Source organism: Streptomyces sp. NPDC058678, assembly GCF_042714835.1.
In the GTDB taxonomy this organism is placed as follows: Bacteria; Actinomycetota; Actinomycetes; order Streptomycetales; family Streptomycetaceae; genus Streptomyces.
In genome coordinates this window covers 118691-134691 of record NZ_JBHXSG010000002.1, presented here as the reverse complement: position 1 = coordinate 134691, position 16001 = coordinate 118691, and the positions used below count along the sequence as shown (strand labels likewise).

The 16001-nt window shown below is 72.0% G+C and carries 13 protein-coding genes; 8 read left to right on the top strand and 5 right to left on the bottom strand.

The features are described 5' to 3' along the window. Positions 1-137: 137 nt before the first annotated feature. The 3 genes from ACFWWR_RS03345 to ACFWWR_RS03335 all read left to right on the top strand — a co-directional run bounded on the left by ACFWWR_RS03345 (position 138) and on the right by ACFWWR_RS03335 (position 2617). Positions 138-689, top strand: coding sequence for an FHA domain-containing protein (locus ACFWWR_RS03345; RefSeq protein ID WP_383857217.1), 552 nt, complete (start codon positions 138-140; stop codon positions 687-689). Positions 690-836: 147 nt separating this feature from the next. Next, complete coding sequence (locus ACFWWR_RS03340; protein WP_384301690.1) at positions 837-2201, top strand: M14 family zinc carboxypeptidase; 1365 nt, start codon at positions 837-839, stop codon at positions 2199-2201. After that, on the top strand, positions 2198-2617 hold the full coding sequence (locus ACFWWR_RS03335; RefSeq protein WP_383857211.1) for an SSI family serine proteinase inhibitor: 420 nt from the start codon (positions 2198-2200) through the stop codon (positions 2615-2617). Before ACFWWR_RS03340 ends, ACFWWR_RS03335 begins: the two co-directional genes overlap by 4 nt. Before the next feature lie 59 nt (positions 2618-2676). Here the strand turns inward: ACFWWR_RS03335 and ACFWWR_RS03330 are convergent, their stop codons facing one another. The 3 genes from ACFWWR_RS03330 to glgX all read right to left on the bottom strand — a co-directional run bounded on the left by ACFWWR_RS03330 (position 2677) and on the right by glgX (position 8917). Further along, complete coding sequence (locus ACFWWR_RS03330) at positions 2677-3927, bottom strand: M14 family zinc carboxypeptidase (RefSeq protein WP_384301688.1); 1251 nt, start codon at positions 3925-3927, stop codon at positions 2677-2679. A gap of 453 nt (positions 3928-4380) precedes the next feature. Next, a complete protein-coding gene (treY, locus tag ACFWWR_RS03325; RefSeq protein ID WP_383857205.1) occupies positions 4381-6729 on the bottom strand; it encodes a malto-oligosyltrehalose synthase in 2349 nt (782 codons plus the stop codon). A 70-nt stretch (positions 6730-6799) separates the two neighbouring features. Then, positions 6800-8917 (bottom strand): glycogen debranching protein GlgX, encoded by a 2118-nt coding sequence (glgX, locus tag ACFWWR_RS03320; RefSeq protein ID WP_383857203.1) that lies wholly within the window; start codon positions 8915-8917, stop codon positions 6800-6802. Positions 8918-9109: 192 nt separating this feature from the next. Between glgX and ACFWWR_RS03315 the strand changes: the two genes are divergently transcribed. From ACFWWR_RS03315 to ACFWWR_RS03300, 4 genes are all read left to right on the top strand, one after another. Beyond that, positions 9110-9940: a Tat pathway signal sequence domain protein gene (locus ACFWWR_RS03315; protein ID WP_383857200.1), complete on the top strand. Its 831-nt coding sequence runs from the start codon at positions 9110-9112 to the stop codon at positions 9938-9940. A 77-nt stretch (positions 9941-10017) separates the two neighbouring features. Then, positions 10018-11328 carry a copper amine oxidase gene (locus ACFWWR_RS03310; protein ID WP_383857197.1) on the top strand — a complete coding sequence of 437 codons (1311 nt, stop codon included), beginning with the start codon at positions 10018-10020 and terminating at the stop codon, positions 11326-11328. Between the two features lie 102 nt (positions 11329-11430). After that, positions 11431-12672, top strand: a complete 1242-nt coding sequence (locus ACFWWR_RS03305; RefSeq protein WP_383857772.1) for an SAV2148 family HEPN domain-containing protein — start codon at positions 11431-11433, stop codon at positions 12670-12672. A gap of 110 nt (positions 12673-12782) precedes the next feature. Continuing rightward, a complete protein-coding gene (locus ACFWWR_RS03300) occupies positions 12783-13505 on the top strand; it encodes a 3'-5' exonuclease (protein WP_383857194.1) in 723 nt (240 codons plus the stop codon). 8 nt (positions 13506-13513) lie between these two features. On the opposite strand, the gene ACFWWR_RS03295 is transcribed toward ACFWWR_RS03300, so the two are convergent. After that, positions 13514-14011, bottom strand: a complete 498-nt coding sequence (locus ACFWWR_RS03295) for a YbaK/EbsC family protein (protein ID WP_383857191.1) — start codon at positions 14009-14011, stop codon at positions 13514-13516. Beyond that, positions 13981-14958, bottom strand: coding sequence for a DMT family transporter (locus ACFWWR_RS03290; protein ID WP_383857188.1), 978 nt, complete (start codon positions 14956-14958; stop codon positions 13981-13983). Before ACFWWR_RS03290 ends, ACFWWR_RS03295 begins: the two co-directional genes overlap by 31 nt. 93 nt (positions 14959-15051) lie before the next feature. Between ACFWWR_RS03290 and ACFWWR_RS03285 the strand changes: the two genes are divergently transcribed. Next, entirely contained in the window at positions 15052-15963 is a 912-nt protein-coding gene (locus tag ACFWWR_RS03285; protein WP_383857185.1) for a LysR family transcriptional regulator, read from the top strand. Positions 15964-16001 lie beyond the last annotated feature (38 nt).

Sequence of the window (16001 nt, the reverse complement as noted above, 5' to 3'; positions counted from 1 at the left end):
CCGTCCATCGTGCTTCAAACGCGATCAAAGTGCCGATGAATCCGCCCCATTGCGGCAGGTGTCGCCAGGTGGGCGTGTGTGGCGGCCGTTTCCCCGTTTTCTGGACACCCGGCGTTCACTGGCCGACAATCACGAACGTGACGTCGTCCTTCGAGTTCAACACGTACCCCGCGCGGTTGTCCGACGCGGAGCGCGACAAGGCGCTGCAGGTGCTCCGTGACGGCGTCGCCATGGGACGGCTCTCGCACGACACGTTCGTCCGGCGGATGGAACTGGCGCTCTCGGCCCGCCGCTCCGACGAACTCGCGGCGCTCACCGCCGACCTCCCCACGGAGAGCCGCCTCTCCCGCATGGTGTTCGGCACCGTGGAGGCGGTCTCCGGATTCACCGTACGGCTGCGCAGGGCCTGGCAGGCCGAGCGGCTGCCCAAGCTGCTGCTGCCCCACCCCGGCAACGGCCACGCCCTGCGGATCGGCCGCGACCCCGCGAACGGGCTGCGTCTGACCCACGAGACGGTGTCCCGGGTGCACGCCGAACTCAGCCGACAGGGCGGCATGTGGGTGCTGCGCGACCTCGGCTCGACCAACGGCACCACCGTGAACGGGCGACGGGTCATCGGCGCCGCCGTGGTCCGCGAGGGCGATCAGGTCGGGTTCGGGCGGATGGGGTTCCGGCTCTCCACCCACTGAGTCCACTGAGCCAACACTTACTCCTGGCCCACGCTTTACGCACCGTGCTGCCTCAAGTCCCTTTGCTCCACATGGTGTTGACGTACCCGTCAACTCGTGACTGACTGTGCGTACACCATGTACACCAGGTGAACCGACGGCACCACATTGTGGAGGTGCACCCTGCCGCCACTCCTCCGCTACCCGACCGTCGACGAACTCGGCGCCCGGGCGGCCGCCCTCGTCGCCCGCCACCCCGAGGACGCCCGACTGCGCCGGGCGGGCACCTCGCGCGCGGGCACCCCCATGTGGCTGCTCTCCGTCGGTCACGGCAGCCGGCAGGCCCTCGTCGTGGCGGGCCCGCACGCCAACGAACCCGTGGGCGGCGCCACCGTCCTGCGGCTGGCCGAGCGCGCCCTCGCCGACCCCACGCTCACCGTGGGCGCCGACGCCACCTGGAACCTGCTGCTCTGCCTCGACCCCGACGGCCTGCGCCGCAACGAACGCTGGCTGCGCGGCCCGTACACCCTCGGCCACTATTTCCGGAACTTCTTCCGGCCCGGCTTCCTGGAACAGCCCGAATGGCTGCCCGACGGCGCGGCCGCCGCCGTACTGCCCGAAACCCGGGCCCTGCTCGACCTCCAGGACGAACTGCGGCCCTTCTTCCAGTGCTCCCTGCACGGCGTGGACGTGGGCGGCGGCTTCGTCGAGCTGACCCGCGACCTGCCCGGCCTCGCGCAGCGCGTCGCGCACACCGCGGCCCGCCTCGGCATACCGCGCGAACTCGGCCCGTACGACACCCTGTACTGGCCGAACCTCGGGCCCGCCGTCTACCGGATACCGCCGCCCAGACCGACCGACCTGGCCGCTGCGATCACCGAGGCAGCCGTCGAGTCCACCTGGTTCCACCCGCACCGGCACGGCACGGTGACCGCCGTCGTCGAGGCGCCCATGTGGGGCGTGGCCGCCGTGGAGGACGGCGCGCCGCCCGCCGACGCCGCCGCGGTGCTGCGCACCGTCAGCAACGCCCTGCGCCACGACGCGCACCTCCTGGAGCGGATCCTCGCGCGGATCCGGCCCCACCTCGCCGCCGCCCCGGACACGGCCCGCCTGCTCGCCCCGGTCGAGGACTACTTGCTGGTCTGCCCCGGCCTCGCCGACGCGTGGGACCCCGACGTCGCCGTGGGCGAGCGCCGGCTGCCACCCCTCAGCACCGCCCACCTGACGGCCCTGCGGATCGCCGGACGACGCCTCGCCCTGCGGACGGCGGGGCTGCTGCACCAGCTCGTGACCCGCGCCGGCACCGACCCGGCCGGCGCGCTGCCGGAACTGGACCGGCTGGTCGACGAGTGGTGCGTGGAGTACCACGACGGCTGCGGGGCGCGCTGGATTCCCGTCGCACGCCAGGTGGAGTACCAGTCGCGGGTCGTCCTCGCCGCCTTCGAGCTCGCCGGACGGTACGCGCCCGCGCGCTCCCGTTCGGGTGAGTCGGGCTGGGGTTCCGAGGCCGCCGTGCCGATGCATCGGGAATGACGTACACCACCACATCGAAAGCAGTACGGAGCGGCCTGCTCGCGGCGGCCGCCCTCCTTCTCGCCACCGCAGCCCCGGCGCGGGCGGTGGCCCAGGAGGCCCCCCGGGGCGACTGGCTCTTCGTCACGCTCACCAAGGGCGACACCCGCTCCGGCGACACCCGCGGCACCCTGCTGCTGTGCGACCCACCGCAGGGCCACCGGCGCGCCGCCGAGGCCTGCGCGCAACTCGAGGCTGCCGACGGCGACATCCGCGCCGTCCCCACCCGAGAGGTGTACTGCTCCATGATCTACGCGCCGGTGACCGCCCACGCGCGCGGGGAGTGGCACGGACGGCCCGTCGAGTACAAGGAGACCTTCTCGAACGCCTGTGTGTTGCAGGCGCGGACGGGGGCGGTCTTCGCACTGGACGGCTGACGGCCGCATGTCGTGACGGCCGCGTGTCGGGACACGCGGCACGCTCGCGTGGAGCGGTCTCACACCACCCGGTCGCGGGCGTGCAGGGCCGCCGCGACGACCGTGCGGGACTGGTGCTCGACCTGGTGCTCCAAGGGCACCCAGCGGGCCCGGAAGCGTTCCTCGAAGGCGTGGCTCCAGGTCGCGACCAGTCGTTCGAGACACGGCGCCGCACGGTCGTCGGTCTCCCGCAGGACCCTCAGCAGCATGGCCGCGGCCCGCAGCGGCACGCGGCGCGCGAAGGCGTCCACACTGCCGACGTACGCCCTGGTGTCGTCGGCGGGCGGGGTGTGGGTCAGGTCCGCGGCCAGCCCCGGCACCAGCTCCAGCCCCCACCTGGCGGCCCGCAGCAGGGGACCGTCAGTGCACCGCAACCGCGGCAGCGCGTCGGCGAGCACCCGCTCCACCTCCAGCGAGTCGCGCAGCAGCCGTCCCGCCAGCTGCCGCATCGCCGCGGCCGGCGCCGGATGCGGAACCGGGTCGTCCACCAGGTCGCTCGCCCACATCGGCACCTCGACGATCGCGGTCAGACCGCCGTACCGGTGGGTGTGGTACCAGGTGCTGTGCCGGGCGTCGTCCGGCATGCTCGGGTAGGCCGCACCCGCGCCCGGCGCGGGCATGACGTGCACGCCGGGCCCCGAGGCAGGCCAGCCCGCCGCGTCCGAGGCACCCGTCTCCACCGGGATGTTCAGCTCCGCCGCGGACTTGGCGAACGGCTCGGCCAGGCCCGGCACGTCCTTCGTCAACTGCACCCAGCTGCCGCCCAGATCGGTCCCGTGCAGGGTCACCTGGAGGTAGGGGCGCAGCTCGTCGATGACCCCGGTCAGGGCGCGCGTCTCCGGCGGCAGCCGGTCGGGAGGCAGCACGGAGGGCGACCACTCCGGCTGCTCCGGTCCCGCGGGCCGGAAGAACCCGAGGTGGTAGTCGAGCAGGCTGCGCGGCGCCGGGGTGACATGGAGGCTCGCCCCGTCGGGATCGGCGCACAGCAGGAAGTGCCAGGACGTGCCGTCGCGCAACTCCCGCTCCGCCAGCACCCGTTCGGCGACCGCGAGGAGCGTGGAGCCTCCGGTCGGTTCGTTGGAGTGGGCGCCCGCGACCACCAGCACGGCACGGCGGGCGTGCCCTATGGAGAGCAGTTGCAGGGGTCTGCCCGCGCGGGAGACACCCACCTGCCTCAGGGCGCACACGCCGGGCCGGTGGGCGGCCAACGCCCGAGCGGACGCGACCAGTTCGTTCACCGTGGGGTAGCGCAGCTCCGGCAGGAGACTCACCCCCGTCACATCCGCCCGGCTTCGCAATCGCAGTAGCCCACGCTGTCATTGACGTGTCAAGGACGCCTCGGGGGAGGCTCCAGGGGGCGCCCGGAGGCATTGACCGCCGACGGGCAGGTCAGCAGGTGCCGACGGGCCTGCGCGAGCTCGGCACGCCAGGGCAGTAAGCCCTTGCACTCGGTGTGGTCACGGTCCAACCCTGCCGACGCCTACAGCACCCGGTGGGTGGGTGCTGCCGACGCCGGCAGCAGCGACTCACCGTCGCGTGTCCACGCACCCGTACGCCCCCGTCGAGCTGCTCCAGCGCTCCCGCGGCCACCACCACGCGCCGGCCCTCCGCCACGAGCCCCGGGAGCGCGCGCGGGTGCACGCCGGTCGCGAGGACGGGGCCACGGCGGGCGGCGAGTGGTGCACGCCGGGCGAGAAGCCACCGCGGCACACCTCCTGCCCGCCTCAGCCCACCCGCTCCAGCAGCACCACCGGCAACCCCTCCAAAAGCTCCGCCACGCGCGCGTGACCCGAGAACTCCCGTCCCGGTGTCAGGACGTCGGCCCACCGGCCCGCCGGCAGCGGCAGCACGGTGTCCCGCCAGCCGCCCGCCTCCGCCAGCCGCAGCGACAACCGGGTCACGGCTGTGAGGACCTCTCCCGAGCGCGTGAACGCCACGCAGTGGGCCGCCGCCGGGCCCTCGGCGGCCAGGGGCGCGTAAGTCGCCGAGTCGCCGAAGGCATCGGGGCGTCGGGCGCGCAGACCCAGTGCCGCGCGCGTCAGCGCGTCCTTGGCGCCGGGGCTCTCCGGGGGGAACCGCACGGGCCGGCGGTTGTCCGGGTCGACCAGGGCGCGGTACTCGCTCTCCGTGCCCTGGTAGAGGTCCGGCACACCCGGCATCGTCAGGTGGACCAGGGCGGTGCCGAGCAGGTTGGCCAGGATGTGGGGCTCCAGCAGGCTCCGGAAGGCTGTCACGTGCTCGCCCGGAGCCCCGCACGGCCCCGCCGCGACGAACGCCGCCACCGCCTCCTCGTACGAGGGCTCCTGTTCCGTCCAGCTCGTGTACAGGCCGGCCTCGCGCACGTGCTTCAGCAGGGCCTCCTGGACGCGCTCCGGGGCCGCCGGGCCCAGCCCGAACACCGTCTGCCAGGCCGCCCAGGCGAGCTGCGCGTCCGGCACGCCCTCGCCGGTGCGGGTGACCTCGGCGAGGACGTCGGCCCAGCGCTGCGGGCACTCGGTGAGCACCGCGAGCGCCGCCCGTACGTCGGCGCTGCGCTTGGTGTCGTGGGTCGACACGACCGTCCCGGACGCCGGCCAGTCGCGCTGCACGCGCGCGCAGTAGGCGTGGAAGTCCTCCGGGGACACGGCCGGGCTCCCCGGGTTCCCGCCCACCTCGGTCGCCGACAGCAGCGGCACGTAGCGGTAGAACGCCGTGTCCTCCACGGACTTGGCGCGCAGTGCCGACGAGGTCTGCGCGAACCGGGTCCGGAACTCGACGTGCCCGGGACCGTCGCCGTAACGACCGAGCACCAGGTCGCGTACGACGTCGACCGCACCGGCCTCCTCGGGGACGACGAAGGCGAGCCGGGCCTCGGCCGCGGCCTCCTCGGTGACGACCCGGGCTGCGTCCCCGGAGGCGTACGGCCGGTAGACCTCCAGGCGGACCAGGAGCTCCTGGAGCGCGGTGCGCAGCGCCCAGGGTGCCCGGTCGCGCAGTGCCGGATCGGGCGACAGGGCGCACAGGCGGCTCGCCGCCCGGGTCAGCCGGTCGGTCTCCGCCGCCAGCTCGTGCGTGAGCACCTTGTACGCCGCCCGCCGCACGGTCGCGTCCCAGTCCCCGCCCCGGTCCGTCTGCGGGGCCGCGAACCGCCGGTACTGCCCGAGAAGTTCCCCGGCCCCCGCCGGGTCCGCGAAGAGACCGTCGACGTGCCGCAGGGCGTCGTAGCCGGTGGTGCCCGCGACGGGCCAGGAGGCCGGCAGGGGCTCCCCGTCCGCGAGGATCTTCTCCACGACCGTCCAGCGGCCGCCGGTCGCCTCGTGCAGCCGCAGCAGGTAGGCGTCGGGGTCGGCGAGGCCGTCGGGGTGGTCGATGCGCAGGCCGTCGATCACTCCCTCGTGAAGCAGCTCCAGGATCTTGGCATGGGTGGCCCCGAACACCTCCGGGTCCTCGACCCGCACCCCGATGAGCTCCGAAATGCTGAAGAACCGCCGGTAGTTGAGCTCCGTACGGGCCAGCCGCCACCACACCGGCCGGTACCACTGCGCGTCCAGCAGCTGTGGCAGCGGCAGTTCCTCGGTGCCCTCCCGCAGCGGGAACACGTGGTCGTAGTAGCGCAGCAGGCTCCCGTCGACCTCCAGGTGCTCGATCTCCGTGCCGAGCGGGTTCCCCAGCACCGGCAGCAGCACCTGCCCGTCCTGCGCCTCCCAGTCGATGTCGAACCAGCGCGCGTACGGCGACTTGGGGCCCTCCTTGAGGACCTCCCACAGGGCGTGGTTGTGCCGGGGTGCCATCGCCATGTGGTTGGGCACCAGGTCCACCACCAGGCCGAGCCCGTGCTCCCGCGCGGTGCGCGCCAGCGCCCGCAGCCCCTCCTCGCCGCCGAGTTCCTCGCGCACGCGCGCGTGGTCCACGACGTCGTAGCCGTGCGCCGAGCCGGGAACGGCCTCGAGGACCGGCGACAGGTGCAGGTGCGAGACGCCGAGCGAGGCCAGGTACGGCACGGCCGCCGCCGCGGCCGAGAACGGGAACTCGGGCTGCAGCTGCAGCCGGTAGGTGGCCGACGGCACCGCCGGGTCAGGTCGCTCAGGTGTCATGCAGACCTACGTACCCGCCTCGCGGCCGTTCGTGTCATCACCGCCTCCATCCGCGTCCGCGCGGCACCGGCTAGACCGGCCGCTGCAACACCACCATGCTCCGGTCCACCAGGGTCAGCCGGTCCCCGGCCTGCACCTTCGCCACCGTGCCGGGCGGTACCCCGTCGGTGCGGGCGGTGTCGACCAGTACCTGCCACTGCCGGCCATGGTTGACCGGCACCACGAAGTCGAGGGTCTTCGGCGAGGCGTTGAACATCAGCAGGAACGAGTCGTCGGTGATCCGCTCCCCGCGCGCGCCGGGCTCGGAGATCGCGTTGCCGTTCAGGAACACCGTCAGCGCCGACGCCTGCGAGCGGTCCCAGTCCCGCTGGGTCATCTCCTTGCCCTCGGGAGTGAACCAGGCGATGTCCGACAACTCGTCGTGCGTGCCCTCCACGGGCCGCCCGTGGAAGAAACGCCGCCGGCGGAAGACCGGATGCTCCTTGCGCAGCCGCACGATCGCGCGCGTGAAGTCCAGCAGCTCACGTTCGGGCCCCTCGGCGTCCGGCCACTGCACCCAGGCCAGCTCGCTGTCCTGGCAGTACGCGTTGTTGTTGCCGCGCTGGGTGCGCGCCACCTCGTCGCCGTGGCTGATCATCGGGACGCCCTGGGAGAGCATCAGGGTGGCGATGAAGTTCCGCATCTGCCTCGACCGCAGCTCCAGCACGGCCGGGTCGTCGGTCTCGCCCTCCACCCCGCAGTTCCAGGACCGGTTGTGGCTCTCGCCGTCCCGGTTGTCCTCACCGTTGGCGTGGTTGCGCTTCTCGTTGTACGAGACCATGTCACGCAGCGTGAAGCCGTCGTGACAGGTAACGAAGTTGATCGAGGCGAGCGGGCGCCGCCCGTCGTCCTGGTAAAGGTCGGAGGAGCCGGTGAGCCGGGAGGCGAACTCCGCCAGCGTGCGCTGCTCGCCGCGCCACAGGTCCCGTACGGTGTCGCGGTACTTGCCGTTCCACTCCGTCCACAGCGGCGGGAAGTTGCCCACCTGGTAGCCGCCCTCGCCCACGTCCCAGGGCTCGGCGATCAGCTTCACCTGGGAGACCACCGGGTCCTGCTGCACCAGGTCGAAGAACGACGACAGCCGGTCCACCTCGTGAAACTGCCGCGCCAGGGTGGCCGCGAGATCGAAACGGAACCCGTCGACGTGCATCTCGGTCACCCAGTACCGCAGCGAGTCCATGATCAGCTGCAGGACGTGCGGGGACCGCATGAGCAGCGAGTTCCCGGTTCCTGTCGTGTCCATGTAGTAGCGGGGGTCTTCCGTCAGCCGGTAGTACTGCGGGTTGTCGAGGCCCTTGAAGGACAGCGTCGGGCCCAGGTGGTTGCCCTCGGCGGTGTGGTTGTAGACCACGTCCAGGATGACCTCGATGCCGGCCTCGTGCAGCGCCCGCACCGCCGACTTGAACTCCAGGACCTGCTGGCCGCGGTCGCCCCAGGAGGCGTACGCGTTGTGCGGGGCGAAGAACCCGATGGTGTTGTAGCCCCAGTAGTTGTTCAGGCCCATGTCGACCAGCCGGTGGTCGTTCACGAACTGGTGTACGGGCATCAGCTCCAGCGCCGTCACGCCCAGCTCGGTCAGGTGTTCGATGATCGCCGGATGCGCGAGGGCCGCGTAGGTGCCGCGCAGCTCCTCCGGCAGCCCCGGGTGCCGCATCGTGAGGCCCTTGACGTGGGCCTCGTAGATCACCGTGTGGTGGTACTCGGTGCGCGGCCGCCGGTCGTCGCCCCAGTCGAAGTACGGATTGACCACGACGGACGTCATCGTGTGCGGCGCCGAGTCCAGGTCGTTGCGCCGCTCGGGCGCGTCGAAGTGGTAGCCGTACACCTCCTCGCCCCAGTGGATCGAGCCGCTGATCGCACGCGCGTACGGGTCGAGCAGCAGCTTCGCCGAGTTGCAGCGCAGACCGCGCTCGGGGGAGTACGGCCCGTGCGCACGGAAGCCGTACCGCTGTCCCGGCATGACGCCGGGCAGGTACGCGTGCCGTACGAACGCGTCGCTCTCCCGCAGTTCCACCGCCGTCTCCGAGCCGTCGTCGTGCAGCAGACACAGCTCTACTCGTTCCGCGGCTTCCGTGAAGACCGCGAAGTTGGTGCCGGCGCCGTCATACGTGGCGCCGAGCGGATACGCCTCTCCAGGCCAGACCTGCATGGATACGACTCTTCCAGGTGTCGCGCGCCGCCGGGGGCCTTGACCCCGAGTGTCCACGAAAGTGATGGAACCACCTATGACGTGGCTCCCTCTTACCGAGCGACCAGTGCATACCCCGTCTCATGCGGCCGGTATGCCGAAGCAGTGGGGCAATTTCGCACTCCCGGGATCCTGGGGGAGCAGGGGGAAGACGTGCGCGACGCAGTGCACCGTCACCTCGGCAAGGTGGTGGCCGGTACGGCCGTCGCGGTGGTCTCGACCGCCGCGATGGTCGCCATCACCCTGCCGGGATCGGCGGGGGCCGACGAAACGACCGGTGGACGGGCGGGCAGCCAGTCCACACAGCAGACGGGACAGGGCCAGGGCGAGGGCCGGGAGCAGGGCGCGGCCGTCGCGCCCGGTGTGGTCGAGCAGGCCCCGGCCGAAGGCGAGAAGGGCACGGGCAGCGATCCGCTGACCGACGACGAGATCGAGCGGGTCGAACAGATCGCCGTGAACCGGCAGATGTTCAACGCGAGCGAGGACGTCGAGGGCGAGCGCGGCCCGCAGCGCCTCACCGTCGATCTCGCCGAACCGGAGGCGGACGAGGCCGACGCCACGGACGCGCCCCGGCGCGCCGAGGTGACGTACTACGACTACCGGGACGACACCCTCGTCACCAGGACCGTCGACCTCGATGCCGGCAAGGTCGTCCGGACCACCGAGCAGCAGGGCGTCCAGCCGCCGCCGAGCCGGGCCGAGAGCATCGAGGCGGCGAGCCTCCTGATCGCTGACCCGCTGGGCGCCGGCCTCAGGGCGGACTACAAGGACGCCACCGGCAAGGAGCTCACCTCCCCGGACCAGCTGAGGCTGAGCGGCGGCGTCTACCGGTCCACGCCGGGCGCCCAGCCCGCCGTACTGGACAAGTGCGGCGAGCACCGCTGCGTGCGGTTGTTCCCGAAGGTCAAGAACGGCCCGTGGATCGACACCAGGTCCCTGGTGATCGACCTGAGCGCCCGCAAGGTCGCCGAACTCGACCGCTGACCCGGCCCTCGTCCGACATCGGTCCGACCTCCGTCCACCTTTCGTACCCGCACCTCCTGCGAGGGAGTCACTTCTTCATGCGCGTGAACAGATTCAGCCGTGCCCGAACACGGTCGGCCGCCCTCGGCCTCGCTGTGGCCGCCCTGGGCGCCGGACTGACCACCGGCACGGGGCCGGCCGCCGCCCAGCCGAGAGCCGCCGCGGCCGCCGCCGACTGCAGCGCCGCCTACCGCATCGAGCAGAAGCTCTCCACCGGCACGACCTGGCGGATGTGCTGGCGCTACGACGGCATGGCCGGCCTCGTCCTGGACGACGTCTCCTACCAGCCCAAGGGCGAGACCAAGCCGATCAAGGTCCTCAACAGCGCTCGGCTCGGTCAGATCCACGTCCCGTACGACGACGGGAAGGAGGAGTACGACGACCTCACGGGTCAGGACTTCGCCAAGGACCTGATGCCGCTGGCGGCGGCCGAGTGCCCCGGCGGCACCATCAAGACGGTCAAGATCCCGGACCAGTACCCCGGCGAGAACCCGAACGTCAAGGGCCTGTGCACCACCACGCGCTCCCGCGGCCACGCCTACCGCATGCAGAGCGACACCGGGAACAAGGTCTACCAGGCCCAGGGCAAGGACCTGCTCGTCTACACGGTCAACCAGGTCGGCTGGTACGAGTACATGACCGAGTGGCGCTTCCAGGACGACGGCACCATCAACATGAACGTCGGCGCGACCGGCAGCCTCTCGCCGTTCGACTACGACGCGGGTGACGGGCGCGGCTGGCCCATCGGCCAGGGCGCCAAGGGCAAGGCCACCAGCCACAGCCACAACGCCTTCTGGCGGCTCGACTTCGCCCTCGACGGCTCCACCAGGAACCGGGTCGAGCAGTACGACTCGGCCGTCACCACCCGCGGCCGGCTGACCCCGACCACCAAGACCACCCGCACCCAGGTCACCAAGGAACGCGCCGGTGACGCCAAGGCCTATCGCTGGTGGCGCATGGTCAGCGCGACCGGCAAGAACAAGGACGGGCACGCGCGGTCGTACGAGATCGTCCCCGGCCCCACCACCCGCTACCCGGGCCGCGGTTTCACCCAGCACGACGTCTACTTCACCCAGTACGACAAGTGCGAGCTGTTCGCCAGCAACAACCCGCGCTGCGCCCGGACCCATCCCAAGTCCGTCGACAAGTGGGTGAACGGGCAGACCCTCACCCACCCCGTGGCCTGGGTGAACGTCGGCTTCCACCACATAGCCAGGGACGAGGACCAGCAGCCGATGCCGGTCCACTGGCAGGGCTTCTCGATCGCCCCGCGGGACGTCACCGCTATGAATCCGCTCACTCCGCCCGCCCTCAGCGGTGAGAACGGACGTCCGCCGAACGGTAGTTGAGAAACGACCTGTCCATCCTGCTGCACCGCCCACCGCTCCCGGAGTACCCTTCCTTGATCGTTGGGACGGGGAGTGCTCGGGGGAGCGGAAGGCGGTGCGCGGGTGGGCTCGGGAGGGCTGGAGTTGCCCCCTGGTGACGAGGGTCACGAGGGGAACTCCGCAGACGCCCCGCCCGGCACGGTGTCCCTGGCACGGCCGATGGACGCGGGTGCCACCATCGGACCGGAGCTGGACTGGGACGCCGACGCCTGGCGCGAGGTCCGTACCCGCGCCCAGCGGGCCGGGCGGGCCTACATCTGGCTGAACCTCGTCGAACAGCGGCTGCGGGCCGTCGTGGCCGCCGTTCTGCGCCCCATCTACGAACCCGTCCACGGCGACGAGTGGGTGGTCGCCGCCGCCGGCCCCGCCGGACAGGAGTGGGTCCAGCGCGCGGTCGCCGTACGCGAAGTCAGCCGCCGCAAGGGCTACTTGCTCGACCCGGCCGACGACAACGTCCTCAGCTTCCTCACCCTGCCGCAGCTGCGCGAGCTGATGGTGCAGCACTGGCCGTGCTTCGAGCCGTACTTCGACGAGCGCCGGGACGTCGAACTCGCCCTGGACGAGCTGGAGGTCACCCGGAACGTCGTCTCGCGCAACCGGGCCCTGTCCGAGGCCGTCCTGGGCCAGGCCGAGCGGGCCTCGGCCCGGCTCCTGGAGATACTCGGCACGGCCGGCGACGTGCCCTCCGCCCGCCGGCTCCCCGTCGACGCCGTCGAGGACCTCGTCGGCGACCGGTACGGGGACGTGGTCGCCGTGCACTCCGACCGGGTGCGGCTGATGCGCCAGTTCCCCGCTGAGGACATCTTCGGCAGCGCCCGCCGGCTCGACGCCGTCGGCATCGGCCTCAACCTGCTCGTGCAGAACTTCTCCGGCCGCCGCCTGGTGCGCCTGGCCGAGTCCGGCTGCCGGGTACGGCTGCTGTTCCTCAACCCGGCCTCCAGCGCGGTCAAGCGGCGCGAGCGCGAACTCGGCATCAAGCGGGGCGAAATGAGCCGCGCGGTCGAGATGAACATCCTGCACATGCGCCGGGTCCGCTCCAAGCTGCGCGACCCCGGGGCGTTCGAGATCCAGGTCTACGACGAGACGCCCCGCTTCACTGCGTACCTCGTCGACGGCGACGGCGCGGACGGCATCGCCGTGGTGCAGTCCTATCTGCGGCGCTCGCGGGGCATGGAGGCGCCGGTCCTGGTCCTGCGCGGCGGGAGCAAGCTGGTCAAGTCGGGCCAGGTCGACGAGGCCGGTCTCTTCCCGACCTATCGCGAGGAGTTCGAGGTGGCCTGGGCGGATTCGCGTCCGGTGTCCTGAACTGTCCCCCGCCGCAAGCCGGTAAGCGGAATGCGGTCCTCGGATTGTCAGTGGCCCATGGGATCGTGGAGACCACTGGGGGAAAGCACCACCGAGAAGGGGGACCACCCATGGGCTGGCACCGGGAGCTGCTGATCGGCTTCGACCTGGAGACCACGGGAACCGATCCGCGCGAGGCGCGCATCGTCACGGCGGCCGTGATCGAGGTCAGGGACGGGCAGCCCCTCGGGCGCCGGGAGTGGCTGGCGGATCCGGGGGTGGAGATCCCGGCCGACGCGGTGGCGGTGCACGGCATCAGCAACGAGCGCGCGAGTGCCGAGGGCCACCCGGCCGACCAGGTCGCGGACGCGATAGCCGACGTCCTCGTGGCGTACTGGAAGACGGGCGTACCGGTCGTCGCCTACAACGCGGCCTTCGACCTGACCCTGCTCTCCGCCGAACTGCGCAGGTACGGCCTGCCGTCGCTGCGGGACCGCCTGGGCGGTGTCGACCCGGCCCCGGTCGTCGACCCGTACACCATCGACCGCTGGGCCGACCGCTACCGACGCGGCAAACGCAACCTGGAAGCGGTCTGCACGGAGTACGGCGTCCGGCTCGACGCCGCCCACGACGCCTCGGCCGACGCCCTCGCCGCGGCCCGGCTGGCCTGCGCGATAGCCGCCCGCCACCCCAAGGTCGCGGGCCTCGGACCGGCGGAACTGCACCGCCGCCAGATCGAGTGGTATGCCGAGTGGGCGGCGGACTTCCAGAGCTTCCTTCGCCGCAAGGGCGAGACGGACGCGGTGGTGGACGGCACATGGCCGCTGCGGGAACTGGCGGACGAGCCGGTCTGACCCGGGCGTCACACGTCCACGGGGCCCGCGATGGGTTCCACACGGGGTCTGGCGACCTGCTCGTAGTCGGGGCCCGAGACGAGCAGTGAGCGGTCGAGGCGGGCCGCGTTGAAGTACAGCCTGGGCTGTGCCACCACGTTCGGGTCGGCGATGACTTCGAGGTCGGGGTCGAAGCTGAAAGGGAGGACCGTGCCGGGCACCGCACGGGCGAGCCGCTCAGCCGTCTCCGCGTCACTGAAACCGACATACCGGGCGTCGAACAACGCGCGGACGGCACCCAGATCCACCCGTCGGTCGCCGGGGACGACCGCGAGGACGTGGCGGGTGGTGCGTCGGTCGACCTTGACCCGCAGCACGAGGCACTTCGCGGCCTCGGAGGCGGGGTGTCCGCGCAGCGCGCAGACCTTGTCGGTGGTGCCCTCGGGTTCGTGGTCGATGAGGCGGTAGTCGACACAGGCGGCGTCGAGCAGCGAGATCAGGTGCTCGTAAGTGTCGTGGCCGGACATGGGGGTTCCTCTGCGGTCGGGGAGGTGTCTGCGGTTACGGAGGTCTTCTGTGCCGTCGCCGTTCGGTGGTGGCGTTCCACTGCCTGCCCCCAGTAGGTGCCGGCGACCATCAGGGCCGCGCCGAGCCCGGTCAGCGGCGTGAAGTGCTCGCCGCCGAGGGCGATGCCCACCGCGGCGGCCCAGATCGGTTCGGTGCCCAGCAGGAGGCTGGCACGGCTGGCGGAGGTGCGCTGGACCGCCCAGGTCTGGGCGAGGAAGGCGAACACACTGCAGAACAGGGCGAGATAGACCAGCTGCGTCCAGGTCGCGGCGTCGGTGTGGGCCAGGGCCGGGAGTTCGCGCGCGGCCGGTGCCAGGAACAGGGCCGAGCCGACGAGGGTCTGCACCGTCGTCAGGTGCAGCGGACGTATCGCCCGGCCCGCGGTGAGTCGGCCGACGAGTGCCACGTGCGCCGCCCGCACGAACGCCGCGGCCAGCATCAGCAGGTCGCCGAGGCGGGGCGCGTGGAATCCGTTGCCGGACATGAGGAGTCCGACGGCCAGGACGCACACGCCGGCCGCGGCGTAGAAGGCGGGCGGCAGGCCGCCCCGGTGGCCGGTGCGGTCGAGGAAGGGAGTGAGGACGATGGTCAGGCTGATGATCAGCCCCGCGTTGGCGGCGGTGGTGTGGGCGACGCCGTAGGTCTCCACGACCAGGACGGCGGCCTGCGTGAGGCCGAGGGGCACGCCGACCCGGAGTTCGTCGCGGGTCCAGCGGCGGGAGCGGTGCCGTGACCCGGCGCGGGAGGCGACGAGCCCGAGACAGGCGAGTGCGGACAGGGCGTACCGCGCGAAGAGGACCAGCAGGACGGGGAGGGCGGTGGTGGCGGTCTGGGCGGACAGATAGCTGGATCCCCAGACGAGCGCGACCAGGAGGAGTACCGCATCGGTACGGCGGGCGTCGGACACCTGCCTACGGTGCACCCGGGCGCCGCTGAAGCCCAGAGCCACCTTCTTAAACGATCTTTTAGCAGGCCTACAGAGTCCGCCTACACTGAGGGCGTGGACGAACGGCAGTTGCGGATCCTGCGGGAGCTGGGCGAACTGGGCAGTGTCACCGCGGTCGCCGAGGCGCTGCTGGTGACACCGTCGGCGATCTCGCAGCAGTTGCGGCTGTTGCAGCGTTCGATCCCGGTGCCGCTGACCGAGCGCGAGGGGCGGCGGCTGGTGCTCACCGACGCCGGGCAGGCGCTGGCGGGTGCGGCCGTGGAGGTGGAGACGGCGCTGGCACGCGCCCGGCACGCGGTCGAGGAGTTCGTGGGGCGGCCGGACGGCGAGGTGTCGGTGGCGGCGTTCCACAGCGCGGGTGCGGCCTTCTTCCCGCTGCTGCTGCGCGCTTTCGCCGGGCCCGGCCATCCGGTGCTCGCGCTCGCCGACGAGGACGTCGCGCAGGACGACTTCCCGCGGCTGACCCGCGAGTACGACATCGTGCTCGCCCACCGCCTGGACCACGCCCCACCGTGGCCGCGCGCGGTGACCGCGACGACCTTGCTGCGCGAGCCGCTGGACGTGGCCATGCCCGCGGACCATCCGCTCGCCGCCAAGCGACGGCTGACCCCGGGCGACGTGGCCGACGAGCCGTGGATCACCGTGCACGAGGGTTTCCCGGTCAGGGCGACCATCGAGGCGATCGCCGCGGCGGCGGGACGACGGCTCCATCTGGCCCACACCATCAACGAGTTCTCGGTGGCAGCGGAGGCGGTGGCCGCGGGAGGCGGCATCGCGCTGATGCCGCGCTGGACGTCGCGCCCCCACCCCGCGCTTGTCCTGAGGCCGCTCAGTGGGGTGCAGGCGAGTCGGCACATCGACGCCTTGCACCGCCCGGAACGCGCGGCACGCAGAGCGGTCCGCACGGCCCTGACGGAACTACAACGGGCGGCAAGAACCATCCGAGCCCGGGATGCACACCCCTGAGGGGCTCGGGGAACTGCGCGACCAGCCACAGCGGACCC